The sequence below is a fragment of the Salipiger sp. H15 genome (genome assembly GCF_040409955.1).
Classification (GTDB): Bacteria; Pseudomonadota; Alphaproteobacteria; order Rhodobacterales; family Rhodobacteraceae; genus Salipiger.
Window position 1 is genome coordinate 2,166,880 of record NZ_CP123384.1, and the last position, 25,430, is coordinate 2,192,309.

Below are 25,430 nucleotides of genomic sequence, written 5' to 3' on the forward strand. Positions count from 1 at the left end.
CATCGCCGTCACCGCCGCCTACTGGGCCTTCATGCTCACCGACGGCGCGCTCAGGATGCTGGTGCTGCTGCATTTCCACGGGCTCGGCTTCAGCGCGGTGCAGCTGGCCTATCTCTTCGTGCTCTATGAGATCGCGGGGATGGTGACCAACCTCTCGGCGGGCTGGATCGCGGCGCGGTTCGGGCTCACCTCGACGCTCTACGCGGGGCTCGGGCTGCAGGTGGCGGCGCTGCTGGCGCTGACGCAGCTCGATCCGTCGTGGAGCGTTGCCGCCTCGGTTGCCTTCGTCATGTGCGTGCAGGGCGCGTCGGGCGTGGCCAAGGACCTGGCGAAGATGTCGTCGAAATCGGCGGTGAAGCTGCTCGCCCCGTCCGAAGGCGGCGGGCTCTTCCGCTGGGTGGCGCTGCTCACCGGCTCGAAGAACGCGGTCAAGGGGCTGGGCTTCCTGCTCGGCGCGGTGCTGCTGGCGGGGCTCGGCTTCAAGTGGGCGGTGCTGGCGATGGCACTGGTGCTGGGGGTGATCCTCATGGCGGTCTGCATCTTCATGCCGGGCGGGCTGCCGAAGGGCCGCAAGGGGGCGAAATTCTCCGAGGTCTTCTCGAAATCGCCCAACGTGAACTGGCTCTCGGCGGCGCGGGTGTTCCTCTTCGGGGCGCGCGACGTGTGGTTCGTGGTGGGCATCCCGATCTACTTCTACGCCGTGCTCTCGGACGGGTCCGAGGCGGGCAACCGCGCGGCCTTCTTCATGATCGGCACCTTCATGGCGCTCTGGGTGATCCTCTACGGCGCGGTGCAGGCGGGCGCGCCGTGCATCCTGCGCGCGGGGTCGCGCCCCGAGGCCGAGCTGATCCGCGCCGCGCGGGGCTGGGCGCTGCTGCTCTTCGTGGTGCCCGCCGCGCTGACGCTGGCGGTGCTGCTCGCGGGAGGGCCGCAGCCGTGGCTGACCGCGCTGCTGGTGATCGGGCTGCTGGTCTTCGGGGCGATCTTCGCGGTCAACTCGTCGCTGCATTCCTACCTGATCCTTGCCTTCACGAAATCCGAGCGGGTGACCATGGACGTCGGCTTCTACTACATGGCCAATGCCGCGGGGCGGCTGATCGGCACGCTGCTGTCGGGGCTGACCTACCAGCTGGGAGGCCTGCCGCTGGTGCTGGGCACGGCGGCGGCCATGGTGGCGCTGGCGGCGCTGATCTCGGGCAGGCTGCAGGCGATGCCGGCGGAGGCGGCGGCATGAGCGGGTTCGAGCGATACCTCAGCCTCTGGGTGGCGCTGGCCATGGCGGGCGGGATCGTCATCGGCGCGGCGGTCCCGGCACTGGTCGAGGCCATCGCCGCGGCGGAAGTGGCCCGCGTCAACCTCGTGGTCGCGGTGCTGATCTGGGCCATGGTTTACCCGATGATGGTCGGCGTCGACCCCGGCGCGCTGAAGGACGCGCTGCGCCAGCCGAAGGGGCTGGCGATCACGCTGGCGGTCAACTGGCTGGTCAAGCCCTTCACCATGGCGCTGCTGGCGGTGCTCTTCTTCGACCACGTCTTCGCGCCCTGGATCGCGCCCGAGGACGCGGCGCAATACACCGCCGGGCTCATCCTGCTGGGCGCGGCGCCCTGCACGGCGATGGTCTTCGTCTGGTCGCAGCTGACCCGCGGCGACGCGAACTACACGCTGCTGCAGGTCTCGGTGAACGACGTGGTGATGGTCTTCGCCTTCGCGCCCATCGTCGCCTTCCTGCTCGGCGTCACCGACATCGAGGTGCCCTGGCAGACGCTGCTGCTGTCGGTGGTGCTCTTCGTGCTGCTGCCGCTGCTGGCGGGGGGCTGGACACGGCGCAGGCTCGGCACGCCGGAGCGCATCGCGGATTTCCAGGCGCGGGTGAAGCCGTGGTCGGTGATCGGCCTCATCGCGACGGTGGCGATCCTCTTCGGCCTGCAGGGGCAGGTGATCCTGAGCCGGCCCGGGGTGATCGGGCTCATCGCGGTGCCGATCCTGATCCAGTCCTACGGCATCTTCGCGCTGGCCTATCTCGCCGCCTGGCTGCTGCGCGTGCCGCACCGGATCGCCGCGCCCTGCGCGCTGATCGGCACGTCGAACTTCTTCGAGCTGGCGGTGGCGGTGGCGATCTCGCTCTTCGGGCTCGGCTCGGGGGCGGCGCTGGCGACGGTGGTCGGCGTTCTGGTCGAGGTGCCGGTGATGCTGTCGCTGGTGGGCTTTGCCAACCGCACGCGGCAGGGCTTCCCCGAGGCGGGGTGAGCCAAGAGGAAAGGCCCGGGCAGGGGGCCCGGGCCTTTCGCGGTTCCTCGCTTGGTCAGACCACCGGGGGCGTGCGGCCGCGGTGGATTTTCTCGCGCAGGCCCTGGATGATCTTGTAGAAGACCGGGCCGAAGATCGCCCCCAGCACCGCCGAGGCGATGGCCCCGCCGAACACCGCAAGGCCGAGCGACACCCGGCTCGCCGAGCCCGCGCCCGAGGCGATGACCAGCGGATAGACCCCGACCGCGAAGGCCAGCACCGTCATCATCACCGGCCGGAAGCGCAGCCGCGCCGCCTGCATGGCGCTGTCGTGCAGCTCGAGCTCCGCCGCCTCGCGTTGCTGCTTGCCGAACTCGACGATGAGGATCGCCGTCTTCGCCGCCAGCGCGATCAGCATCAGCAGGCCGATCTGCCCGTAGAGGCTCAGCGGCTGGCCCGCGATCTTCAGCGAGACCAGCGCCCCCAGCACCGCGAAGGGCACCGTCAGCAGCACCGCGACGGGGGTCAGGAAGCTTTCGTAGAGCGCCGCGAGGAAGAGGAAGGTGAACACCAGGCTCAGCCCCAGCGCGATCGGCACCGCGTTGCCCGAGGCCCGTTCCTCGCGCGAGGAGCCGGTCCATTCGTAGCGGAAGCCCTCGGGCAGGGCGGTCCCGGCGACCTCCTCGAAGGTGGTCATCGCGTCGCCGGTGCTGAAGCCGCCGGCGGCGTTGGGAATGCCGGTGACCGTCGCCGAGTTGTAGGTGTTGTAGCGGTAGAGCACGTCCGGGCCGATGGTCGGCACCGGGTTGACCACGGTCGAGAGCGGCACCATGCCGCCATCGCGGTTGCGCACGTAGAGCGTGTCGAAGGCGCGCTCGTTCTGCCGGAACTCGGCGTCGGCCTGGATCATCACCTTGTAGGACTGGCCGAAGACGTTGAAGTCGTTGATGTAGAGCGCGCCAAGCTGGGCCTGCAGGGTCAGGAAGATGTCCGAGATCTGCACGCCGAGCGTCTTGGCCCGGATCCGGTCGATGTCGAGGAAGAGCTGCGGCGCGTCGGCCTTGAAGGTGGAATAGGCCATCGCGATCTGCTCGGCGCCGTTGGCGGGCGCAAGGAAGGACTGCAGCGCGGCGGTCATCTCCTCGGGCCCGCGGCCCTGCGTGTCCTCGAGCACGAACGACAGGCCCTCGACCGCGCCGATGCCGGGCAGTGCGGGGGCGCCGAAGATGATCGTCTTGGCCTCGGGCATGTCGGCGAACTGCTGCGTGAACTTGCGCTGCAGGAAGGCCTGGCTGCTCTCGACCGTCGTGCGCTCCTTCCACTCCTTGAGCTTGACGATGATCATCCCGGCATTGGATTGCAGCGCCGAGTTGAGGATCGAGTAGCCGTTCACCGACAGCACGTTCTCGACCGCCTCGTCCTCTCCCAGCGCCTCGGTCAGCCGGTCCATGATCTTCTCGGTCCGGTTCAGCGAGGCGCCCGAGGGCAGCTGCACGTCGACCATGAAGAAGCCCTTGTCCTCGGCCGGGATGAAGCTGGTCGGCGTGGTAGTGAAGAGCGAGTACATGGCGAAGAACAGCGCCGCCACGATGGCGATGGCGATGATCGCGTTGCGGGCTAGGAAGTCGACGATCCCCGTGTAGATGCGGGTGATCCAGTCGAAGCCCTTGTTGAAGCCGCGGATGAGGAAGTTCGGGTGCATCCCCGGCTTCATCAGCACCGAGGCGAGCGCCGGGCTGAGCGTCAGCGCGTTGACCATCGAGATCAGCACCGAGACGGTGAGCGTCGCGCCGAACTGGCTGAACATACGCCCGGTGATCCCCGGCAGCAGCAGCGTCGGCCCGAAGACCGCCGCCAGCACCAGCGAGGTCGCGACGATCGGCCCCGTCACCTCGGCCATGGCGCGTTTCGTCGCCTCGACCGAGCCGATCTCGGGGTTCTCGTGCAGGATGCGCTCGACGTTCTCGACCACGATGATCGCGTCGTCCACCACCAGTGCGATGGCGAGGATGAGCGCGAACAGTGTCACCGTGTTGATCGTCATGCCGAAGGCGTAGAGCACCGCCAGCGTGCCGATGATCGAGACCGGCACGGCGATGGTCGGAATGAGCGTCGCGCGCACCGAGCCGAGGAAGATGTAGGTCACCGCCACAACCAGCAGGATGGTGAAAATCATGGTGATCACCGTCTCTTCCAGCGAGGCCTCGATGAACAGCGTGGTGTCGTGGCCGATGACGTAGTCGACCCCCTCGGGGAAGTACTGCTTCAGTTCCTCCATCTTCTCGCGCACCGCCTCGGCGACGTCGAGCGAGTTGGCCTCGCTCAGCTTGTAGATCGCCATCAGCACGCCGGGCTTGTTGTTGAACTCGCCGTAGCCCTTGTAGGCAAAGGCGCCGAGCTCGATCCGCGCCACGTCGCGCAATCGCACCACCGAGCCCGCGTCATTCGCCGACAGGACGATGTCGCCGAACTCCTCCTCGGTCTCGAGCCGGCCCTTGGTGGTCAGCACGTACTGGAACTGCGTGTTCTCGGCCGCCGGGGCGGCGCCGAGCGAGCCCACGGCCGCCTGCACGTTCTGCTCCTTCACGGCGAGGACGATCTCGTTCACCGTGAGGTTGTGGTTGGCCATCTTCACCGGGTCGAGCCAGGCGCGCATGCCGTAGTCCAGCGCGCCGATGTTCTCGGCCGCGCCGACGCCGGGGATGCGGGCCAGTTCGCCCTCGATGTTGATCGAGGCGTAGTTCGACAGGAAGAGCCCGTCGAAGCGCCCGTCGGGCGAGATGATGTCGACCACCATCAGGATGTCGGGGTTGCGCTTGCGCACGCGGATGCCGCGCTGGCGCACCTCGGCGGGCAGCGAGGGCTCGGCCAGCGCCACGCGGTTCTGAACGTCGACCTGCGCGAGGTCGGCATCGACGCCGGTCTCGAAGGTCACGGTGAGCGTGTAGCTGCCGTCAGAGGCGGCCTTGGATTCCATGTAGGCCATGCCCTCGGCACCGTTCACCTCGTCCTCGATGGGCGCGGCGACGGCCTGCAGCAGGGTCTCGGCGTCGGCACCGGGGTAGTTGGCGCGCACCACGACCTTGGGCGAGGTGATGTCGGGATACTGGTCGATGGGCATGACCTTGAGGGTCAGCAGACCGAACAGCGTGATGAGCATGGAAATGACGAAGGCGAACTTGGGCCGCCGGATGAAAAATAAAGGTCCCATGAAATTCTCCGCTGCCGGGGCTCAGCTCTCGTAGGGTTTCGGCGTGACGGCGAGGCCCGGGCGCATGCTCTGCAACCCTTCGACGACCACCTGCTCGCCATCCGCGAGACCTTCCATCACCGTCCAGTTGGCATCGCTGCGCACGCCGACGCGGATGTTGCGCCGCTCGACGGTCTTGTCGGCGCCCACGACCCAGACGAAATAACCCTGCTGGTCGACGCTCACCGCGCGCTGCGGGATCAGCGGCGCCTTGACCGGCTCGATCACCTCGCCGCGGATCGTTACGTTCTGGCCCGGCAGCAGCACGCCGTCGGGATTGGGAAAGAGCACCCGGGCGGCGATGGTGCCGGTGCTGGCGGCGCCGGTGTTGTCCCAGTTCTCGAAGGTGCCCTTCTCGGGGTAGACCTCGCCGCCGGGAAGGATGGCCTGCAGCTCGAGCGGGGGGATCTTGCCGCCGGCCTCCTCGATCTCGAGCCGCTTGGCAAGGAAGCCGAAGTAGTTCGACTGGTCGACCAGCCCGACCGCGTAGATCGGGTCGAGCGAGACGATGGTGGCGATGAAGGGCGGCTGCGTGGGATCGCCCACGGTGAAGAGATCGCCCACCGAGTAGCTGGTGGCCGAGATGCGGCCGCTGAACGGCGCGTAGATCTTGGTGTCGGCGAGGTTTTCCTCGGCCTGCGCGATCTGCGCGCTGGCCACGTCGACCTGCGCCTGCGCGACGTCGGACTGGGCCTGCGCGTATTCCACCTCGCGCTTCGAGACGGTGTTGCTCTTGGAAAGCTGGGTGGCGCGGTCGAGATCGAGATCGGCCTTGATCGCCGAGGCCTCGGCCTGCTTCAGCGCGGCATGGGCCTGCGCGAGGGCGATGCGGTAGTCGGTCTCGTCCATCTCGACCAGCAGGTCGCCCTCGTTGACCAGCGCGCCGGGCGTGATGTGCATCGCGGTGATCCGCGCCTGCACGGTGGGCCGGATCGACGCGGTGTTCAGCGCCTCGATGCGGGCGGGATGGGTGAAGGAGGGGCGGATGCTCTGGGTCTGCACGGTCTGGACCAGAACCGTCGGGCCCGCGGCCTCGGCATCGGCCTGTGCAAGGGCGGGGGATGTGGAGGTCGCGGTGAGAATAAACGCGCACAAGGACACAGCCGAAAACGACTCAAATAGCCTAATGAACATATCAATGGTCCTTCCAAGGACGGATCTATGCGCCTGAGTTTACACGAAATGAGGGAAATGGCGACAACTGACACATCCATGTCGCGACCTTTCGCCAATGGCCCGAAATGCGCGGCTCAAAAGCGAGGCAGACCCCGCGCGCCGGTGGTGGCGAAAGCGGCATCCGCGGGCGTCCTGATTTCTGTCATACGAAAACGTTGACTGTTATCATACAAGTCAGCCATAAACGCCGCATAACGTCATACGCATCTACAGGGAGGAGATGAAATGATGACCTACGGCACCAAGGCAAGGATGGCATTGGTCGCGGCCACAGCGCTGTGCGGCATGCTGGCCGGGGCGGCCCAGGCGGAGACCTGGCGCGCCTGGGCGATTCACCCGGAGGATTATCCCAACGTCGTCGCGCTGCAGCAGTTCGCCGACGAGGTGACCGCGAAGACCGAGGGCCGCATCGAGCCCACCGTCTACGCCAACGGCGTGCTCGGCGCGCAGCCCGACGCGATCGAACAGGTCCGCGCGGGCGCCATCGCGGTGGGCAACTTCAACATGGGCCCGATGGGCGAGATCGTTCCGGCGACCAACGTGCTGTCGCTGCCCTTCGTGTTCCGCGACGTCGATCACATGCACAAGGTGATGGACGGCGAGATCGGCAAGCGCTTCTCGGACGCGCTCTCCGGCGAGGGGCTCGTCGCCCTGTCGTGGATGGATAGCGGCTCGCGCTCCTTCTACAACACCAAGCACGCGATCCAGACGCCCGCCGACATGGAAGGCCTGAAGTTCCGCGTGATGAACAACGACCTCTACGTGCAGATGGTCGACCAGCTCGGCGGCAACGCCACGCCCATGGCCTATGGCGAGGTCTACCAGTCGCTGAAGACCGGCGTGATCGACGGGGCCGAGAACAACTACCCGTCCTTCGAGAGCTCGAACCACTACGAGGTGGCGAAGTTCTACTCGATCACCAACCACCTGATCATCCCCGAGTGCATCTGCGTCTCGACCAAGGTCTGGGACAAGGTCTCGGACGAGGACAAGGCCGTGGTCACCGCGGCGGCGGTCTCGGCGGCGGAACTGCAGCGCAAGCTCTGGGCCGAGCGCGAGGAAGTGTCGAAGCAGAAGGTGATCGACAGCGGCGTGGCGGTGAACGAGGTCACCGATGCCGAGGCGTTCCAGACCGCGATGGAGCCGGTCTACGCCAAGTTCATCGAGACCAACCCCGACCTGGAAAGCCTGATCCGCGACATCCAGTCGGTCGAGTGAGCTGACCTGAGGCGTGTCCCCGCGGGGACACGCCCTTTCCGGGGACCATCATGGCACAGAACCACGCGGCCGGGGCAGGGGCCGTCTTTCGCCTGCTCGATCTCTTCGCGCGGATCTGCGTGACCGTGGCCGGGACCGGCCTCGTCTTCCTGATCGTCATCTTCGGCTGGCTGGTCTGGGGACGCTACATCATGAACGACACCCCCACCTGGGTCGAGCAGCTGGCGCTGCTCCTCGTGGTCTGGATCACCTTCCTCGGCGGGGCCGCGGGGGTCTGGAGCCGCACCCACCTGTCGGTGGACTTCCTGCGCGACGCCTTCCCGGGCCCGGTCGCGCTCGCGCTGAAGTGGCTGGCCCTTGTCGGCGTGCTGGTCTTCGCGCTCTGCCTCGGCTGGCAGGGATACATCCTTGCCGAGAACACCTGGGCCCGCACCGTGCCGATGCTCGGCATCTCCGAGGGCATGCGTGCCGTGCCAATGGCCATCTGCGGCGCGCTGAGCGCGCTTTTCACCCTCTATCAAATGGCCGAGCTGGCAAAGGGTCGCGGGTACTGACATGGGACTGACACTTCTCTTCGGCCTCTTCTTCCTCGGCCTCGTCTGCGGCATGCCGGTGGCCTTCGCGCTCGGCCTCGCGGCGGTGGGCGGCTTCGTCTACGAGGGGCTGCCGCTCTTCATCGCCTTCCAGCGCGTGCTCTCGGGCATCTCGGTCTTCTCGCTGCTGGCCATCCCCTTCTTCATCTTCGCGGGCGAGCTGATGATGCACGGCGGCATCGCCGGGCGGCTGGTGCGGCTGGCCTCCTCGGCGGTCGGCTCGATGAAGGGCGGGCTCGGCGTGGTCAACGTCGCCTCCTCGATGCTCTTCGGCGGCATCTCGGGCTCGGCGGTGGCGGACACCTCGGCGCTCGGCTCGATCCTCATCCCGGTGATGAAGGAAAAGGGCTATGACCCCGACTACGCGGTGAACGTCACGGTGACCTCCTCGGTCGCGGGCGTGGTGATCCCGCCCTCGCACAACATGATCCTCTTTGCCGTGGCGGCGGGGGGCGTGTCGGTGTCGAAGCTGTTCATCGCGGGCGTGATCCCCGGGATCCTGATGTGCCTCTGCCTCGGCATCGTGGCCTATCTCGTGGCCGTGCGCCGCGGCTACCCGGCCGAGACTTTCCCCGGCTGGAAGGCGCTCGGCACCTCCTTCGTCGTCGCCCTGCCGGGGCTGATGACCGCGATCATCGTCGTCGGCGGCGTGCTCTCGGGGGTGATGACGGTGACCGAGTCCGGCGCCTTCGGGGCGATCTGGGCGATCCTTGTCACCACCTTCGTCTACCGGGAGTTGAGCTGGGCGGGCTTCAAGACCGCCGTCGTCAGCTCGGTGCGCACCACGGCGCTGGTGATGCTGCTGGTGGCGACGGCCTCGGCCTTCTCCTACCTGCTGACCCTCTACCGGGTGCCCGAGCTGCTGGCGCACGCGGTGACCGGCATCTCCGACAACCCCTTCGTGATCCTGCTGCTGCTCAACCTCATCCTGCTCGTGCTCGGCATGATCATGGACATGGCGGCGCTGATCCTGATCTGCACCCCGATCTTCCTGCCCGTCGCGGTGGGGCTCGGCATGGACCCGGTGCAGTTCGGCGTGATCATGATGATGAACCTCGGCCTCGGCCTCTGCACCCCGCCGGTGGGCGCCTGCCTCTTCGTCGGCTGCGTCGTCGGCGGCGTGCGGATCGAACACGCCGTCAGGACGATCCTGCCCTTCTACGCGGCGATCTTCGTGGCGCTGATGCTGGTGACCTACGTACCGGCCTTCTCGCTGTTCCTGCCCGGCCTCATGGAGTGAAGAACATGTTGAAACGCATCCTGATCACCGGCGCCGCGGGCCAGCTCGGCAGCACCCTGCGCGAGACGCTGAAACCCCATGCCGAGAGCCTGCGCCTGTCGGACATCACCGGCATCAGCGATCTCGGCCCGAACGAGGAGTTCGTGCAGTGCGACATCGCCGACGGCGAGGCGGTCAAGGCGCTCGTCGAGGGCTGCGACGCCATCGTGCACCTCGGCGGCATCTCGGTGGAGAAGAGTTTTGACCTGATCGAGGCGGCCAACCTGCGCGGCGTCTACAACCTCTACGAGGCGGCGCGGCTCCACGGCATGCCGCGGATCATCTTCGCGAGCTCGAACCACACCATCGGCTACTACCCGCAGGACGCGCGGCTGAGGCACACTGACCCGTTCCGGCCTGACAGCCTCTACGGCGTTTCGAAGATTTTCGGCGAGGCGGTCGCCAGCCTCTACCACGACAAGTTCGGGCAGGAGAGCGCGCTGGTGCGCATCGGCTCCTGCACCCCCAAGCCCGAGAACTGGCGGATGCTTTCCACATGGCTCAGCCCGCGCGACTTCACCTCGCTGATCGTGGCCGCCTTCACCGCGCCGCGGCTCGGCTGCACGGTGGTCTGGGGGCAATCGGCCAACTCCATGGGATGGTGGGACAATTCCCACGCCGCCTTCCTCGGATGGGTGCCGCAGGACAACGCGCAGGACTACGCCGACGAGATCCGCCGGAGCGTTCCGCGCCCCGGCCCCGACGAGGCGGTGGCGAAATACCAGGGCGGCGTCTTCACCGACGAGCCGATCCACCAGAGCTGACACGACACCAACAGGACCAAGGCCCGCAGGCGCGCGCCCCCCAAGAGTTCTAAAGCAAGAGGACCCACGCATGGACCCGCAACAGATCAAGCAAGCACTCGGCTCCGGCCTGCTTTCCTTCCCCGTCACGCCCTTCGACGCCGACAACAGGTTCGCCGCCGATCCCTACCAGAAACACGTCGAGTGGCTCGCGGGCTTCGATGCGCCGGTGCTCTTTGCCGCCGGCGGCACGGGCGAGTTCTTCTCGCTGACCCCCGACGAGATCCCCGCCATCGTGAAGGCCGCCAAGGAAAGCGCCGGCAAGACCGCGATCGTCTCGGGCTGCGGCTACGGCACCGAGATCGCCAGCGGCATCGCCCGCTCGGTCGAGAAGGCGGGGGCGGACGGCATCCTGCTGCTGCCGCACTACCTCATCGACGCGCCGCAGGAAGGGCTCTTCGAGCACGTCAAGGCGGTGTGCAATTCGACCGGCATGGGCGTCATGGTCTACAACCGCGACAACGCCGTGCTGCAGGCCGACACGCTGGCGCGGCTCTGCGACGCCTGCCCGAACCTCGTCGGCTTCAAGGACGGCACCGGCGACATCGGCCTCGTGCGGCAGATCACCGCCAAGATGGGCGACCGGCTGATCTACCTCGGCGGCATGCCGACGGCGGAGCTTTTTGCCGAGGCCTATCTCGGCGCGGGCTTCACCACCTACAGCTCGGCGGTGTTCAACTTCGTCCCGGCGCTGGCCAACAGGTTCTACACCGCGCTGCGTGCCGGCGACCGCGCCACTTGCGAAGCGATCCTGAAGAGCTTCTTCTACCCGTTCATGGAGCTGCGCTCGCGCCGCAAGGGCTATGCCGTCTCGGCGGTCAAGGCGGGCGTGCGCCTCGTCGGCTTCGACGCGGGCAAGGTCCGTCCGCCGCTGTCCGATCTGACCGGCGAGGAGGAAGCGATCCTCAAGGCGCTCATCGACGCGCACCAGTAAGGCAAGGAAAGACCCATGAAGATCACCGACATCCGCACGCACCTTCTGGAACACAGGCTCGAGACCGCCTTCGAAAGCGCCTCGATGCGCTTCGACAAGCGGGTGCATCTGCTGGTCGAGGTGATCTGCGACGACGGCACCACGGGCTGGGGCGAATGCCTCGGCCCGGCGGGCCCGAACCGCGCCATGGTCGAGGCCTACAAGCCCTGGCTGCTGGGCAAGGACCCGCTCGAGACCGAGAAGCACTGGGCGGTGCTCTACAACGCGCTGCGCGACCAGGGGCAGCGGGGGATCTCGGTCTGTGCGCTTTCGGGCATCGACATCGCGCTCTGGGACATCAAGGGCAAGCATTTCGGCGTGCCGGTCTCCACGCTGCTCGGCGGGCGCTTCCGCGAGAAGGTGCGCTGCTACGCCACCGGCTCGTTCAAGCGCGACGGGGTGGACCGGGTCTCGGACAATGCCGAGGAGATGGGTGGCCACGCGGCGGCCGGTTTCCACGCGGTGAAGATCAAGATCGGCTTCGATCCGGCCGAGGACCTGCGGGTCATCGCGGCGGTGCGCGAGGCGATCGGGCCCGACACGCGGCTGATGATCGACGGCAACCACGGCTATGACGTGATCGAGGCGGTGCGGGTCGGCAACGCCGCCGCCGAATACGGCATCGACTGGTTCGAGGAGCCGGTGATCCCCGAGCAGCTGGATGCCTATGCCGAGGTGCGCGCGCGCCAGCCGATCCCGGTGGCGGGAGGCGAAACCTGGCACACGCGCTGGGGCTTTGCCGAGCCGATGCGCCGCCGGGTGATCGACATCGCCCAGCCCGACCTCTGCGGGGTGGGGGGCTTCACCGAGGCGAAACGCGTGGCCGACATGGCGACCCTGCACGGGGTGCGCGTGGTGCCGCACGTCTGGGGCACGGCGGTGCAGATCGCCGCGGCGCTGCAGTTCATGGCGGCGATGGTGCCCGACCCGGTGCGCAACAACCCGATCGAGCCGATCATGGAGTTCGACCGCACCCACAACCCGTTCCGGCAGGCGGTGGTGACGAAACCCGTCGAGCACGAGAACGGCTGGGTCAGTATTCCGGGCGGCCCCGGCCTCGGGATCGAGATCGACCGGGATGCGCTGAAGGAATTCGCGCCCAAGGGATGACGCGAGGAGCCGGGCGCGCGCCTGCCCGGCGGCCTTCGGCCATTGCTCCGGGCGGATCAGCGCATCGGCGATGCCACACATTTTGAAGAGGTTTCCATGATCGACCGCAAGCTCACCGGCGCCAAGCCGAAGACCCGGATGCCGAAGGGCGCCTGCGACACGCAGATGCACATGTACCTGCCGGGCTACGCCTGGCGCGCGGATGGCAAGGGCGTGCCCGCCGAGCCGCTGCCGACGCCCGAGATGTACCGCAAGGCAATGGACTGGCTCGGGCTCGACCGGGTGGTGATCACCCAGGGCAACGGCCACCACATGGACAATTCGAGCCTGCTCGCCTGCGTCGCCGAGATGGGCGACTGCGCGCGCGGCGTCGCGGTGATCACCGGCGAGACCCCGGATGCCGAGATGGCGCGGCTCGCCGAGGGCGGCATCGTCGGCGCGCGGATCATGGACCTGCCCGGCGGGGCGGTGGGGCTTTCGCAGCTCGAGGAGGTGGACGCGCGCGCCCATGCGGCGGGCTGGATGATGGCGGTGCAGTTCGACGGCACCGCGCTGCCCGAGCTCGAGCCGCGCCTTGCGGCGCTGAAATCGCGCTGGGTGCTCGACCACCACGGCAAGATCTTCGGCGGCGTCACCCCGGAGCATGTCGCGGTGATCAAGCGCCTCATCGACGAAGGCAACTGCTGGTACAAGTTCGCCGGCTGCTACGAGGCCACCACGACCTCCGGCCCCGACTATCCCGACATCGCCGCGCTCAGCCGCGAGATCGGCGCCCACGCGCCCGGGCGCATCGTCTGGGGCACCAACTGGCCGCACAATGCCGCCAGCACCACCGAGGACTACCCCGACGACGCGCATCTGCTGGATCTCGCCATGGGCTGGCTGCCGGACGAGGCGGCGCAGCGGCAGGTGCTGGTGGAAAATCCGCAGGAGCTCTATGGTTTTCCGCAGGTAAGCTAGGGAGACAGCATGGCCCGGATACTCTGCTACGGCGACAGCCTGACCTGGGGCCATGACCAGGACAACGGCGCGCTGCGCCACGCGATCCCCGACCTCTGGCCCTCGGTGCTGGCCGGGGCGCTGCCCGGGGCCACGGTGCTCGCCGACGGGGTCGGCGGGCGCACCACCTCCTTCGACGACCACACCGCGCCCTGCGACCGCAACGCGGTGCGCACGCTGCCGGTGGCGCTCTCGGCGCACATGCCGCTCGACGCCGTGGTGATCATGCTGGGGACCAATGACCTCAAGCCGAAGTTCGGCGGGGTGGCGCTCAGCGCGCAGCAGGGGATGCGGCGGCTCATCCAGCTGGTGCGGGGCTTTCCCTACAACCCCGCGAGCGCGGTGCCGAAGGTGCTGATCGTCGCGCCGCCGCTCTGCATCGCGCCCGCGCAGGGCGCGCTCGACAGCCCGATCCGTGCCGAGCAGTCGGCGCTCTTCGCGCCGCTCTACGCGGCGCTCGCCGAGGAGATGGGGGTGGCCTTCTTCGATGCCGGGACCGTGGCGCAGGCCTCGCCGGTCGATGGCATCCACCTCGACGCGGCGCACACCCGGGCCATCGGCGCGGCACTGGCGGGGCCGGTGCGCGCGCTTCTGGGGCTCTGACGGATCAGGCCCGGAATCAGGCGGGCGTGCGGGCGGAGAGCCGCTGCGCCGCCGCCATCATCAGCGGGCCGACCCCCTTGGCATCATCCTCGACGATGTCCTCGCTGAGGTAATACTCGCGCGAGCCGTCGCGCATCTTGCCGTCGAAGCCGCCAAGCCCCGCGACGTGGCAGATGCGGGTGAAGCGGGTGACGCCGCCCTCGGTCTCGAGCCGCGTCTCGACCAGCGCATCATAAGCGCGCTGCCCGGGTTCGAACCACTCGCCAAGGCCGAGCTCGGTGCCGCGCATCAGCGCGTAGGCGAACATCGCCGACGCCGAGCTTTCCTCGTAATTGCCCACCAGATCCGGCGCGTCGAGCACCTGCGGCCAGAGGCCCGACGCCGCCTGCTGGCGCACCACGGCATTCAGCAGATCGGCGGTCTGGCGCTTCGGCGCGCGGTCGGGGACCAGCGCGCAGATATCGACGAGAGCCATGGCCAGCCAGCCCACCGCGCGGGCCCAGACGGCGGCCGACTGGCCGGTCTCGGGGTCTGCCCAGCCCTGCACCTTTGCCGCGTCATAGCCATGCACGTAGAGCCCGGCGGGGCCACGGGTCAGCTCGAGCGCGCGGGTGAGCTGCGCCAGCGCGTCCTCGACCAGCGCGGGCTGTTTCGTGCGCAGCCCGTACTCGATCTGGAAGGGCAGGCCCATGTAGAGCCCGTCGAGCCAGACCTGCTGCGGGTAGCGCTGCTTGTGCCAGTAGTTGCCCGCCGCGGTCCGCGGATGGCGCGAGAGCTGCTCGGCAAGGTGCCCGGCGGCGGCCATGTAGCGCGGATCGTCGGTCTCGTCGGCGAGGTGGAAGAGGCAGCGCCCGGCGAGGATGTGGTCGATGTTGAACTCGTCGATCCGGTAGCCGGCGAGCGCGCCGTCCGGGCCGATCTGCGCGTCGGTGAGGCGCTTCAGGTGGTCCCACCAGCGCGCCTCGCCCGTCGCCTCGTGCAGCAGGCTAAGGCCCCGGTAGATGCAGCCGTCCTCGTAGCACCAGTTGCCGTCCTTGTAATGGCTGTAGCGGGCCGCGAAGGCGTCGAAGTAGTCCAGAACGGTGGGAACGGTCATGGCAATGCGGGGCTCCGGTTGAGGAAGTCTTCGGTGCTGAGCGGGGCGTCGTCGGGGCGCAGGTCGCCCTCGATCAGCGCGTGTTCGGCCAGCACGCCGGCGTGGTGAAGGGCGCGCACGCCATCGGCCATGACCGGCGGCTCGGCGCGGGCGGCGGGGTCATGCGAGACGAGCGTGATGTTCGACAGGCGGATCGGCCCGATCGGCGCCTCGGGCAGGCCGAGGAAGGCGCCGAGCGCATGGGCAAGGCCGCGGACCTCGACATCCTCTACGGTGATCCGTCCGATGCGCGGGGTCAGCGGGGTGATCGCGGCGGGCGCGCGCGACTGCACCCAGTCCGCGTGGCCATCGTGGTCGCAGAAGTAATGCGCGTTGGCCGAGAAGGCGGTGAGCACCCCGTCCATCGAGACGTTGCGCATGGCGATGCGGGCGATCTCGCCGCCGCGGCCGCGCCGGGTCTTCAGCCGCAACCCGCGGTCGGTGCCGACCATCTCGCAGTCGCAGACGGTCACGTCGGTGACGCTGCCCGACATCTCGGAGCCGATGACGCAGCCGCCGTGGCCGCGCTCCATCAGGCAGTGCTGCACGGTGATGCGGCGGGTGGGGCGCAGGTGGTCCTCCTCGCCCCTGTCGCCGCGCTTGCCGGCCTTGATCGCGATGCAGTCGTCGCCGACCGAGAAATGCGTGCCGAGGATGGTGACGTCCTCGCACATGTCGGGATCGAAGCCGTCGGTGTTGGGGCTGTCATGCGGCGCCTGGATCGACAGGCACGCGGCGAAGAGGTCGCGGCAGCCCTGCGGGTGGATGGTCCAGCTGGGCGCGTTGCGGATGGTGAATCCGACGAGCCGGGTCGCCTCGGCGTCGATGAGGTGCAGCCCGCGCGGGCGGCGGGCGCCCTCGCGCGTCTCCTTGGGCCAGCTCCACCAGTCGCCGCGGTCGCCGCCACCGTCGAGCGTGCCGAGGCCCTCGATGGTGACATTGCGGGTGCGGACGGCATGCAGCGGGGCGCGGAAACAGGCGGCGGGCAGCCCTTCCCACGAGCCCAGCATCGCGCCGTCCGCATCGCGCGCGGGCAGGATCGGCCAGCCGCTGCGGTCCGCGGGGGCGGCGAGCACGGCGCCTTCGGAAAGGTGCAGGATCATGTCCGAGCGCAGCTCGACCGGGCCGCAGATCCAGCGGCCGGGAGGGACGATAAGGGTGCCGCCCTCGGGCAGTGCGGCGATGGCGCGGGCGAAGGCGGCGGCGTTCTCGGCCGCGGCGCCCGCGGTGTCGGGCAGGTCGGGGCGGGCGCCGAAGCCCGGGACCTCGAGTGCGCCGGGGCAGGGGGCGGTGCTGAAGCGCAGCGTCTCGCCGCCGCAGTCGAAGTCGTAGTCGCAACCCGGCTCCAGCGGTCCCAGAGCCAGCACCACGCGCGCGGCCACGCCCTCGGCCACGGTCACGCCGTCCCGGCTCAGCCGCCAGGGGCGTGCGGGGTCGAGCGTGAAGCGGGCGGGCGGCGGTGCAAGGCACAGCACGGCCATGCGCGGGGTCACCGCGGCGCAACGGAGGGTCATGGAACGGGCTTTCGTCCTGGTGGGGAGAGGGGGCGGCCCCGAGTGGTGGGGCCGCCCCGTGGGAGGATCTGCGGGAGGTATCAGGTCAGTCGAACTGGCTCAGCACGTCGTTGGCGCCCTCGATGATGTAGGCGGCGGCATCCTCGGCGCTGACCTGCCCGTAGGCGAATTCCTCGAGCGTATCGACGAAGGTCGCGCGCAGTTCGGGGTGCTCGTTGAACGGCGAGACGGCAGGGCCCTCGGAGGCCATCATGATCTCGTGCGCCTTGAGCAGCTCGGGCTGGATCGCGCCGGCGGCTTCGAGCCGCTCGAGCGCCACCTTCGAGGCCGGCAGGCCGCGGGTGTCGCCAAGCGCGTCGATGCCCTCGGGCTCGTTGACGAGGCAGTTGAGGATCTCAGCCGCGGCCTCGGGGTTCTTCGAGTTCTTCGAGATCGAGAGCAGCATCGAGGGCTTGCGGTAGACGCCCTGCGTCACGGCATCCTCGAAGGTCACCATCGGCACGGGCGTCAGCACCTCGCCCTCGGCCAGCGGGTCGGAGAACTTGAAGTAGGTGCTGTCCCACTCGTAGGAGCCGGCGATCTTGCCCTCGGCCCAGGCGGGTTTCTCGTAGAGCTTCACGTTGCCCTCGGCGGCCTCGTCCTGGCGCGACTGGATGGCGCCGGTGTCGACCATGCGCTGGTAGAACTCGATGCCCGCGGTCAGCTCCTCCGGGGTCCAGGCGACGCGGTTCGTCGCGGGATCGACCATGTCCTTGCCGGTCTTCTGGGTGACGGCGAGCGAGACCAGCAGCTGCGCGCTTTCCGAGACGGCGTTGAACAGGCGGTAGTCCTCGCCTTCCTTGTCGCGCAGCGCCTCGGCGGCGCCGAAGAACTCTTCCCAGGTGGTCGGCGGGGTCAGGCCCGCCTCTTCGAGCGTGGTGGTGTTGAAGAAGAAGACCCGGCCGGTGGTCGAGACCGGGATGCCCTGCACGTGGCCCTTGACGGTCACGCCGTCGAGGTCGGTCTGCGGGTATTGCGAGAGGTCCACGGCGCCGAGATCCTTGAGATCGGCAAAGCCGGTGCCATCGCGCGAGAAGAGCGGCAGCCAGGGCCAGTTCACCTGCATGAGGTCGGCCTCGGTGCCGCCTGCCATCTGCGTGGTCAGCTTCTCGAGGTAGCCGGCGAAACCGGTGAACTCGGGGGCGATGGTGTGGCCGTACTTGGCGCCGCAGGCCTTCAGCGCCTCCTGCGTGGCGACGTGGCGCGAGTCGCCACCCCACCAGCTCATCCGCAGGTCGGCAGCGTTCGCCGCCGACAGGGCACAGGGGACCAGCGCGCTGGCGAGCAGGGCCGTCTTGATCGACTTCTTCATGGTGAAAACCTCCTCCAAGTTTTCGGGTCAGCCCGCGAGGGGCAGGGAAACGTTGCGGCCGCTCTGGCGGTCGAAGATGTGGGCGTGGCCAAGATCGGGGGTCAGGCGGATGCGCTCGTCCGAGCGGTCGAGCGCGTCGTATTCGGCCGCGCCCGCGACCGTGGTGATCTCCTTGCCCTCGAGCAGGGCGTGCAGGTAGACCTCGTGGCCCATGAACTCGGCCGAGCGCAGCCGGGCGGTGAGCCCGTTGCCGGCCGAGAGCTTCATGTGCTGCGGGCGGATGCCGAGCGCGGCCTCCTGGGGCTTGGACTGCATGCGGTTCAGCACCGCCTCGTCGAGCGCGATCACCTGCCCGCCGAGGCGGAAGTCGGTGCCCTCGATCTCGCCGTCGATCACGTTCATCTCGGGCGAGCCGATGAAGCCCGCGACGAAGAGGTTGGCGGGGCGGTCGTAAAGCTCCTTGGGCGTGGCGACCTGCATGATGTGGCCGTCCTTCATCACGCAGATGCGGTCGCCCATGGTCATCGCCTCGGTCTGGTCGTGGGTCACGTAGACCACCGTCGAGGGGCGGCCCTCGGCTTTCAGGCGCTTGTGCAGGTCGGTGATCCGCACCCGCATCGAGGCGCGCAGCTTGGCGTCGAGGTTCGAGAGCGGCTCGTCGAAGAGGAAAACCTCGGGCTTCTTGATCAGCGCCCGGCCGAGCGCGACGCGCTGTGCCTGCCCGCCGGAAAGCTGCTTCGGCAGGCGGTCGAGCAGCGGCTCGATCTCGAGGATGCGGGCGACCTCCTGCACGGCGGCCTCGCGCTCGGCCTTCGGCACATGCGCGAGGCGCAGGCCGAAGGCGAGGTTGGAGCGAACCTTCATGTGCGGGTAGAGCGCGTAGTTCTGGAACACCATGGCGATGCGGCGCTTGCCCGGGGGCAGGGCGTTGACGATGCGGTCGCCGATGCGGATCTCGCCCGAGGTCACCTCCTCGAGCCCGGCGATCATCCGCAGCGTGGTGGACTTGGCGCAGCCCGAGGGGCCGACCAGCACCATGAACTCGCCCTCTTCCACGTCGAGGTCGATCCCGTGCACCGCCTTGAAGCCGCCGCCGTAGACCTTCTCGAGCTTGTTGAGTTGCAGACGTGCCATTGGATTATCCTTTCACCCCACCGGCCGAGAGGCCTTCGATGAAGTATTTCTGAGCCATGAAGAACACGACGAGCGCCGGCGTGATGGTGAGCACGGACATCGCGAGGATGCGGTTCCATTCGAACGCCTCGGTCGTGTCGATCGAGAGTTTCAGCGCCAGGCTGACCGGGTACTTGTCGACCGAGCTGATGTAGATCAGCGGGCCGAGGAAGTCGTTCATCGTCCACATGAACTGGAAGAGGCACACCGAGATCAGCGCCGGGGCCAGCATCGGCACGACGATGAACACCAGCGTCTGCCAGGAGTTGGCACCATCGACCCGCGCCGCCTCTTCCATGTCGCCTGGGATGGCGCGCAGGAACTGCACCAGCATGAAGACGAAGAAGGCGTCGCCGGCAAAGGCGGAGGGCACCCAGAGCGGCAGGAAGCTGTCGAGCCAGCCGAGGTCGCGGAAGAGGATGTACTGCGGGATGCGGGTGACCACGTTGGGCAGCAGCAGGATCGCGATGACCGACCCGAACAGCAGCTTCTTCAGCGGGAAGTCGAAGCGGGCGAAGCCGTAGGCCACCATGGTGCAGCTGATCGCCGTGCCGATCACCTTGGGGATGATGATCAGGAAGGAGTTCAGGAAGAACCGCCCGAAGGTGTAGGGGGTCGAGGTCTCCCAGCCCTTCACATAGCCCTCGGCGGTGGGATGCTGCGGGATGAAGCCCGGGTTGGCGAAGATCTCGGCATTCGTCTTGAAGGACGCGCCCACCAGCCAGATCAGCGGGTAGAGCATCAGGAGCCCGACGCCGAAGAGGACGATGTAGCGCACCGCGGCCGAGATGCGGGCCTTGCGGATCTGCCGGGCGTTGGCGGCGCGGGCCTCGGCGAGGCTGTCGGCGGCGGCGCTCATGACGTCGGATGCATGGGTGATGTCGGTCATGTTCAGCTCCGCTTGTCGCCGGCGTAGTAGACCCACTTCTTCGAGGACCAGAAGGCCGCGAGGGTCAGCACCATGATGATCACGAAGAGCACCCAGGCGAGGGTCGAGGCATAGCCCATGTCGAAGCGGCGGAAGGCCTCGTCGTAGATGTACATCGGCAGCAGGTAGGTGGATTTCAGCGGGCCGCCCTGGGTGATGATGTAGGGGCCGTTGAACTCCTGGAACGCCTGGACCATCTGCATGATCAGGTTGAAGAAGATCACCGGGGTGATGAGCGGGATGGTGATGAAGATGAAGCAGTGCGCCTTGCTCGCGCCGTCGATCTCGGCCGCCTCGTAGAGCGACTTGTCGATCGACTGCAGCGCCGCGAGGAAGATCACCATGGCCGAGCCGAACTGCCAGCAGCGCAGCAGCGTGATGGTGAAGAGCGCGTTCTGCGGATCGCCGAACCAGTTCACCGCCTCGAAGCCGAGCCCGGTGAGGATCATGTTCACCAGCCCTTCGGAGGCGAAGATGTAGCGCCACAGCACCGCGATGGCGATCGACCCGCCGAGGATCGAGGGCACGTAGAAGGCGGTGCGGAAGAAGTTGATGAACTTCAGCTTGTAATTGAGGATGTAGGCGATGAAGAGCGCGAAGGCGAGCTTCAGCGGCACGGTGGTGAACACGTAGATCAGCGTCACCGTCAGCGAGCGGCGGAAGGTCCGGTCCTTGGTGAACAGGTGGATGTAGTTCTCCAGTCCCGTCCATCTTGGCGCCGACATGAGATTGTAGTCGGTGAAGCTGAGATAGAGCGATGCCCCGAAGGGGATCATCGTGAAGACCAGAAGTCCGATGATGTAGGGCGAAAGGTAGCCAAGCCCCAGCACGCGCTTGCGCGTCATGGCCGGCCCCCCTTGCCGCGGCCTGCCGTAACGGCAGCCGACTTCGGCGAAATATGCATGTGTCCTCCCGAACTGTGCGCAGATCGCCCATGTTCCAGCGTCACCGCATCCCCTCCTCGGGGCGGGCGCGTGACAGGCGGCCCAGTACAGTTGTATGATGAATTCATGGCAGATGGCGAGGCGGGATTGAATTCACCAGGATGGCGAAAAAGATGGACGAAATCGGAGGTTCAATTCTCGACCGCGTGCCGCCCACGGCGCTGACCCTGACCCTCACCCGGTCGGCGATCCGCATGCAGCATTCGAAGCTCTGGCGGATCGTGAAGGACAACCCGGTCGAGGATCTGGTCATCGCGCTGGAGGGGCGGGGCGAGTACATCGTCGGCTCCGAGCGGCTGTCGCTGGAGCCGGGCGAGGCCATGCTTCTGCGCCGGGGCGAGAGTTTCACCGGCTGGAGCGAGGGGCCGGGGCTCTACACCGGGCTGGCGCAGCATTTCACCCTGGGCATCTACGGCGGCACCGACCTCGTGGCGCAGATGGGCCTGCGCCGGAAGGTGCGGCTCAGCCGCTGGGACGAGCTGGCGCCGCTGGTGCGCAGCTACCGCGAGAGCGCGCCGGCGAACTCGGTGACGCTGATGCAGCACCACCTCTTCATGGTCTTCCTGATCGCCTTCGTCGACGATGCCTTCCTCGGCTGGCGGCAGGGCGGGGCGGTGCCGCTCGACGGGGCGGCGGCGATCGACCTCGCGGTGATGAAGGCGGCGGCGCAGATCTCGACCGCGCCGCTAGATCCCGAGGTGGCGGCGCTGGCGGTCGAGGCGGCGCCCTACAACGACGACTACTTCCACCGCGCCTTCCGCGACCGGCTCGGGCGCACGCCGCGCCAGTACCAGGAATATTGCCGGATGGAGCGCGCCATGTCGCTGCTCGAGCGCGGCATGAGCCCGTCGCAGGTGGCGGGCGAGATCGGCTACCCGGACCCCTACTATTTCAGCCGCGCCTTCAAGCGGCAGATGGGGATCAGCCCGCGCGGCCACCAGCAGCGGGTGAAGCGCGCGCAGGACGGGCAGGTCATGGGCATGGACGAGCGCGACCAGGCCCGGGCGCTGGGGCAGGCCTGACCGCCCCGCGCCTCAGAGGAAGTCGTCGCGCCGCGGCGTGAAGCAGTCGATGAGCCGCCCCGCCTCGTGGCATTCGCAGCCGTGCTTGGCGTTCGACGGGATGACGAAACTGTCGCCCGGCTTCACCTCGAAGCTCTCGTCGCCGAGGAAGAAGGTGAAGCGCCCGCTCTCGCAATAGGTGGACTGCACGTGCGGGTGATGGTGCATCGCGCCCTTGGCACCCTTCTCGAAGCGGAACGAGACCACCATCAGCTCGGGGCTGTCGGCAAGCACCTGGCGGGCGACGCCGGTGTCGGGGAAGGCGACGGGGAAATTGGACATGGGTCTCTCCGGGGTCGCTGCGGCGGCCTAGTGGCCGGTCTTGCGCAGCAGGTTGCGGTAGCGCGACTGCGCGCCCTTGAGGTGCAGGCGCATGGCCAGCCGCGCGGCGCTCTCGTCGCCGTCGATGATCGCGCCGACGATGGCCTCGTGCTCGGCGTCGATCGCCTGCAGGTAGGGTTTGGTCGCGGCATCCTGCGCGTCGTTCAGCGCGTGGCGCGGGATGAGGCTCGCGCCGATCATCGACAGGAAGTCGCGGAAGCGCGGGTTGTTGGTGGCGTCGGCGATGGCGAGGTGCAGCTCGAAATCCGCGAGCGCGGTCGACTCGCCCGCGGCGGCAAGGCCGCGCAGGGTGCCAAGCGCCTTGAGGATCACCTCCTCCTGCGCCGGCGAGCGACGCAGCGCGGCAAGCCCCGCGGCCTCGACCTCGACCGCGGTGCGCAGCTCGAGCATCTCGATCATCGAGGAGATGCGCACGAAGTCGATGTTCTGGAACGGCAGGTCGAGCTCGGGGCGCTGGTCGAGCACGAAGACCCCGGCGCCCTGGCGCGGCTCGACCAGCCCGTCGTAGCGCAGCGAGGCCACCGCCTCGCGCACCACGGTGCGGCTGACCTCGAATTCCTGGGTCATCTTCGCCTCGCTCGGCAGGCGGCTGCCGGGGGCGTACTGGCCGCCCTCGATCTGCGCCCGCAGCCGGTCGCGCACCTGTTCGACAAGCGTCTTGCCGGTGCCACGGGAAGGGCGGGCCGTCCTGACTTTCTGCTCGCTCACGTCTCTGGTCTTCCCGTTCACTGCTGGCCTTTACCCATATTACAGCTTTCGTGAACCCTGTCCACGTCAAGCGGCGCCCGGGCGCGGCGTGATGCCCGGCAGTGCAGGGACGGCCCCGCGGCGCCATCACGCGAAACCCGGAAATTCCTGCGCAGAGTGGCCGCCCGGGCCCGGAAGCGGCGCGGCGGACAAGGCACCGGCGGCGGAGATCCTACGTCCGGGCGATGTTGTATGATAACATCTTGAAGGCCTGCCGCATCCGTGGTTCCTTTGCCGCGACCGGCGGGACGGAGGACGACACCGCCGCACGACCTATTGGGAGAGAGCACATGCTGACCGTCGAAACCCGCCACGCCATCCATCCGACCCAGGCCCGCGACATGTGGACCGAGGAACTGCGCGAGCACTTCCTTGCAGAGGGCATGTTCCGCACCGGCGAAATCCGCCTGATCTACACCCACTACGACCGCTTCGTCATGGGCGGCGCGGTGCCCGGCGAGGGGGCCCTGACGCTCGACGTGGTGGCCGAGACCAAGACCCCGAACTTCCTCGATCGCCGCGAGATGGGCATCGTCAACATCGGCGAGGCGGGCACGGTCGAGGCCGGCGGGCAGGTCTACGAGATGGGCCGCGGCGACGTGCTCTACCTCGGCATGGGATCGGGCGCGGTGACCTTCTCGGGCGCGGGGCGGTTCTACATCACCTCCTGCCCGGCGCATCACACCTACCCGTCGAAGCTGATCACCCTCGCCGACTGCGTCGAGGTGAAGATGGGCGCGTCCGAGACCTCGAACAAGCGCACCATCAAGCAGTTCATCCACCCGCAGGTGATGGAGAGCTGCCAGCTGATCCTCGGCTACACCGCGCTGGAAGAGGGCTCGGTCTGGAACACCATCCCCAGCCACATCCACGACCGCCGCATGGAGGCCTACCTCTACTGGGGCATGGACGAGGACAGCCGCGTGCTGCACCTGATGGGCGAGCCCGACGAGACGCGCCACATCTTCGTCGCCAACGAGGAGGGCGTGGTCAGCCCGAGCTGGTCGATCCACTCGGGCGCGGGCATCGGCAAGTACACCTTCATCTGGGCGATGGCAGGCGACAACGTCGATTACACCGACATGGACTTCATCCAGCCCAGGGACCTGCGCTGATGGCGGGGCTCTTCTCGCTCGAGGGCCGGCGCGCGCTGGTGACCGGCGCCAACACCGGCATCGGCCAGGCCATCGCTGTGACGCTCGCGGCGCAGGGGGCCGCGGTGACCTGCGTCGGGCGGCGGGCCTGCGACGAGACGGTTGGGATCATCGAGGCGGCGGGCGGCACGGCGGACAGCCTGCTGCTCGACTTCGCCGATCCCATGGCGGCGAAGGACGTCTTCAAGGACGCGGGCTACTCGATGCTGGTCAACAACGCCGGGATCATCCGCCGCGCCGACAGCGTGGACTACTCGGAAGAGGACTGGGACGCGGTCATCGACGTCAACATGAAGGCGGTCTTCTTCACCTGCCAGGCCTTCGGCCGCGAGCTGATCGCCAAGGGGCAGGAGGGCGCGGTGGTCAACATCGCCTCGCTGCTCTCGTTCCAGGGCGGCATCCGGGTGCCGGCCTACACCGCCTCGAAGCACGGGGTCGCGGGGATCACCAAGATCCTCGCCAATGAATGGGCGCCGCACGGGATCACCGTCAACGCCATCGCGCCGGGCTACATCGCGACCAACAACACCAGCGCGCTGCGCGAGGATCCCGAGCGCTCCGAGGCCATCCTCGCGCGCATCCCCGCCGGGCGCTGGGGCGATCCCGAGGACATCGGCGGCACCGCCGCCTACCTCTGCTCGCGCGCGGCGCGCTACGTGACCGGCGCGGTGCTCAACGTCGACGGCGGCTGGCTGGCGCGCTGACCCGGCGTCTGTGCCCGCGGCACGGGCGGGACCGCCTCCGGCGGGCGTATTTGGAAAGAGAAGAAGGGGAGGGCGCGGGCTCTCCCCTTCGTCTTTCGCGGTGGCCTGCTTGCCGGTCCATGGGGCCGGCGGCGGCGCGGCGCGCGT

General features: G+C 68.1%; 23 protein-coding genes. 13 read left to right on the plus strand and 10 right to left on the minus strand.

All coding sequences use genetic code 11. The annotated features are described in order from the left end of the window. Positions 1–31: 31 nt before the first annotated feature. Complete coding sequence (arsJ, locus tag PVT71_RS10535) at positions 32–1,234, plus strand: organoarsenical effux MFS transporter ArsJ (RefSeq protein WP_353473867.1); 1,203 nt, start codon at positions 32–34, stop codon at positions 1,232–1,234. After that, on the plus strand, positions 1,231–2,247 hold the full coding sequence (gene arsB, locus PVT71_RS10540; protein WP_353471742.1) for an ACR3 family arsenite efflux transporter: 1,017 nt from the start codon (positions 1,231–1,233) through the stop codon (positions 2,245–2,247). The genes arsJ and arsB overlap by 4 nt, the downstream gene beginning before the upstream one ends. Before the next feature lie 55 nt (positions 2,248–2,302). On the opposite strand, the gene PVT71_RS10545 is transcribed toward arsB, so the two are convergent. Further along, the gene (locus PVT71_RS10545; RefSeq protein WP_353471743.1) at positions 2,303–5,437 is read right to left on the minus strand and encodes an efflux RND transporter permease subunit; all 3,135 of its coding nucleotides are present in this window, start codon (positions 5,435–5,437) and stop codon (positions 2,303–2,305) included. A gap of 21 nt (positions 5,438–5,458) precedes the next feature. Further along, positions 5,459–6,571 carry an efflux RND transporter periplasmic adaptor subunit gene (locus PVT71_RS10550; protein WP_353471744.1) on the minus strand — a complete coding sequence of 371 codons (1,113 nt, stop codon included), beginning with the start codon at positions 6,569–6,571 and terminating at the stop codon, positions 5,459–5,461. A 309-nt stretch (positions 6,572–6,880) separates the two neighbouring features. On the opposite strand from PVT71_RS10550, the gene PVT71_RS10555 reads away from it, so the two are divergent. The 8 genes from PVT71_RS10555 (at position 6,881) to PVT71_RS10590 (ending at position 14,230) form a co-directional block, all read left to right on the plus strand. Next, positions 6,881–7,870: a TRAP transporter substrate-binding protein gene (locus PVT71_RS10555; protein WP_353471745.1), complete on the plus strand. Its 990-nt coding sequence runs from the start codon at positions 6,881–6,883 to the stop codon at positions 7,868–7,870. A 50-nt stretch (positions 7,871–7,920) separates the two neighbouring features. Next, positions 7,921–8,424, plus strand: coding sequence for a TRAP transporter small permease (locus PVT71_RS10560; RefSeq protein ID WP_353471746.1), 504 nt, complete (start codon positions 7,921–7,923; stop codon positions 8,422–8,424). 1 nt (position 8,425) lies between these two features. Continuing rightward, positions 8,426–9,703 (plus strand): TRAP transporter large permease, encoded by a 1,278-nt coding sequence (locus PVT71_RS10565; protein WP_353471747.1) that lies wholly within the window; start codon positions 8,426–8,428, stop codon positions 9,701–9,703. Positions 9,704–9,708: 5 nt separating this feature from the next. Further along, the gene (locus PVT71_RS10570) at positions 9,709–10,506 is read left to right on the plus strand and encodes an NAD(P)-dependent oxidoreductase (protein ID WP_353471748.1); all 798 of its coding nucleotides are present in this window, start codon (positions 9,709–9,711) and stop codon (positions 10,504–10,506) included. A 70-nt stretch (positions 10,507–10,576) separates the two neighbouring features. Continuing rightward, positions 10,577–11,479: a 5-dehydro-4-deoxyglucarate dehydratase gene (kdgD, locus tag PVT71_RS10575; protein ID WP_353471749.1), complete on the plus strand. Its 903-nt coding sequence runs from the start codon at positions 10,577–10,579 to the stop codon at positions 11,477–11,479. Positions 11,480–11,494: 15 nt separating this feature from the next. Next, entirely contained in the window at positions 11,495–12,628 is a 1,134-nt protein-coding gene (locus tag PVT71_RS10580; protein ID WP_353471750.1) for a mandelate racemase/muconate lactonizing enzyme family protein, read from the plus strand. A 96-nt stretch (positions 12,629–12,724) separates the two neighbouring features. Further along, positions 12,725–13,588, plus strand: coding sequence for an amidohydrolase family protein (locus PVT71_RS10585; protein ID WP_353471751.1), 864 nt, complete (start codon positions 12,725–12,727; stop codon positions 13,586–13,588). A 9-nt stretch (positions 13,589–13,597) separates the two neighbouring features. Then, positions 13,598–14,230, plus strand: coding sequence for an SGNH/GDSL hydrolase family protein (locus PVT71_RS10590; RefSeq protein ID WP_353471752.1), 633 nt, complete (start codon positions 13,598–13,600; stop codon positions 14,228–14,230). Positions 14,231–14,246: 16 nt separating this feature from the next. On the opposite strand, the gene PVT71_RS10595 is transcribed toward PVT71_RS10590, so the two are convergent. From PVT71_RS10595 to PVT71_RS10620, 6 genes are all read right to left on the minus strand, one after another. Further along, on the minus strand, positions 14,247–15,326 hold the full coding sequence (locus PVT71_RS10595) for a glycoside hydrolase family 88 protein (protein ID WP_353471753.1): 1,080 nt from the start codon (positions 15,324–15,326) through the stop codon (positions 14,247–14,249). Then, entirely contained in the window at positions 15,323–16,879 is a 1,557-nt protein-coding gene (locus tag PVT71_RS10600) for a glycoside hydrolase family 28 protein (protein ID WP_353471754.1), read from the minus strand. Before PVT71_RS10600 ends, PVT71_RS10595 begins: the two co-directional genes overlap by 4 nt. A gap of 85 nt (positions 16,880–16,964) precedes the next feature. Further along, positions 16,965–18,230, minus strand: coding sequence for an ABC transporter substrate-binding protein (locus PVT71_RS10605; protein ID WP_353471755.1), 1,266 nt, complete (start codon positions 18,228–18,230; stop codon positions 16,965–16,967). A 27-nt stretch (positions 18,231–18,257) separates the two neighbouring features. Then, a complete protein-coding gene (gene ugpC, locus PVT71_RS10610) occupies positions 18,258–19,364 on the minus strand; it encodes a sn-glycerol-3-phosphate ABC transporter ATP-binding protein UgpC (protein WP_353471756.1) in 1,107 nt (368 codons plus the stop codon). A gap of 4 nt (positions 19,365–19,368) precedes the next feature. Beyond that, positions 19,369–20,262, minus strand: coding sequence for a carbohydrate ABC transporter permease (locus PVT71_RS10615; protein ID WP_353473868.1), 894 nt, complete (start codon positions 20,260–20,262; stop codon positions 19,369–19,371). Between the two features lie 32 nt (positions 20,263–20,294). Continuing rightward, on the minus strand, positions 20,295–21,176 hold the full coding sequence (locus PVT71_RS10620; protein WP_353471757.1) for a sugar ABC transporter permease: 882 nt from the start codon (positions 21,174–21,176) through the stop codon (positions 20,295–20,297). Between the two features lie 212 nt (positions 21,177–21,388). Here PVT71_RS10620 and PVT71_RS10625 point away from each other — a divergent pair, with 212 nt between their 5' ends. Continuing rightward, complete coding sequence (locus tag PVT71_RS10625) at positions 21,389–22,297, plus strand: helix-turn-helix transcriptional regulator (RefSeq protein WP_353471758.1); 909 nt, start codon at positions 21,389–21,391, stop codon at positions 22,295–22,297. A gap of 12 nt (positions 22,298–22,309) precedes the next feature. Here the strand turns inward: PVT71_RS10625 and PVT71_RS10630 are convergent, their stop codons facing one another. Beyond that, positions 22,310–22,618 carry a cupin domain-containing protein gene (locus tag PVT71_RS10630; RefSeq protein WP_353471759.1) on the minus strand — a complete coding sequence of 103 codons (309 nt, stop codon included), beginning with the start codon at positions 22,616–22,618 and terminating at the stop codon, positions 22,310–22,312. Between the two features lie 27 nt (positions 22,619–22,645). After that, a complete protein-coding gene (locus tag PVT71_RS10635) occupies positions 22,646–23,386 on the minus strand; it encodes a FadR/GntR family transcriptional regulator (RefSeq protein ID WP_353471760.1) in 741 nt (246 codons plus the stop codon). A 329-nt stretch (positions 23,387–23,715) separates the two neighbouring features. Between PVT71_RS10635 and kduI the strand changes: the two genes are divergently transcribed. Then, positions 23,716–24,540, plus strand: a complete 825-nt coding sequence (kduI, locus tag PVT71_RS10640; RefSeq protein WP_353471761.1) for a 5-dehydro-4-deoxy-D-glucuronate isomerase — start codon at positions 23,716–23,718, stop codon at positions 24,538–24,540. Then, the gene (kduD, locus tag PVT71_RS10645) at positions 24,540–25,283 is read left to right on the plus strand and encodes a 2-dehydro-3-deoxy-D-gluconate 5-dehydrogenase KduD (protein ID WP_353471762.1); all 744 of its coding nucleotides are present in this window, start codon (positions 24,540–24,542) and stop codon (positions 25,281–25,283) included. Before kduI ends, kduD begins: the two co-directional genes overlap by 1 nt. Positions 25,284–25,430 lie beyond the last annotated feature (147 nt).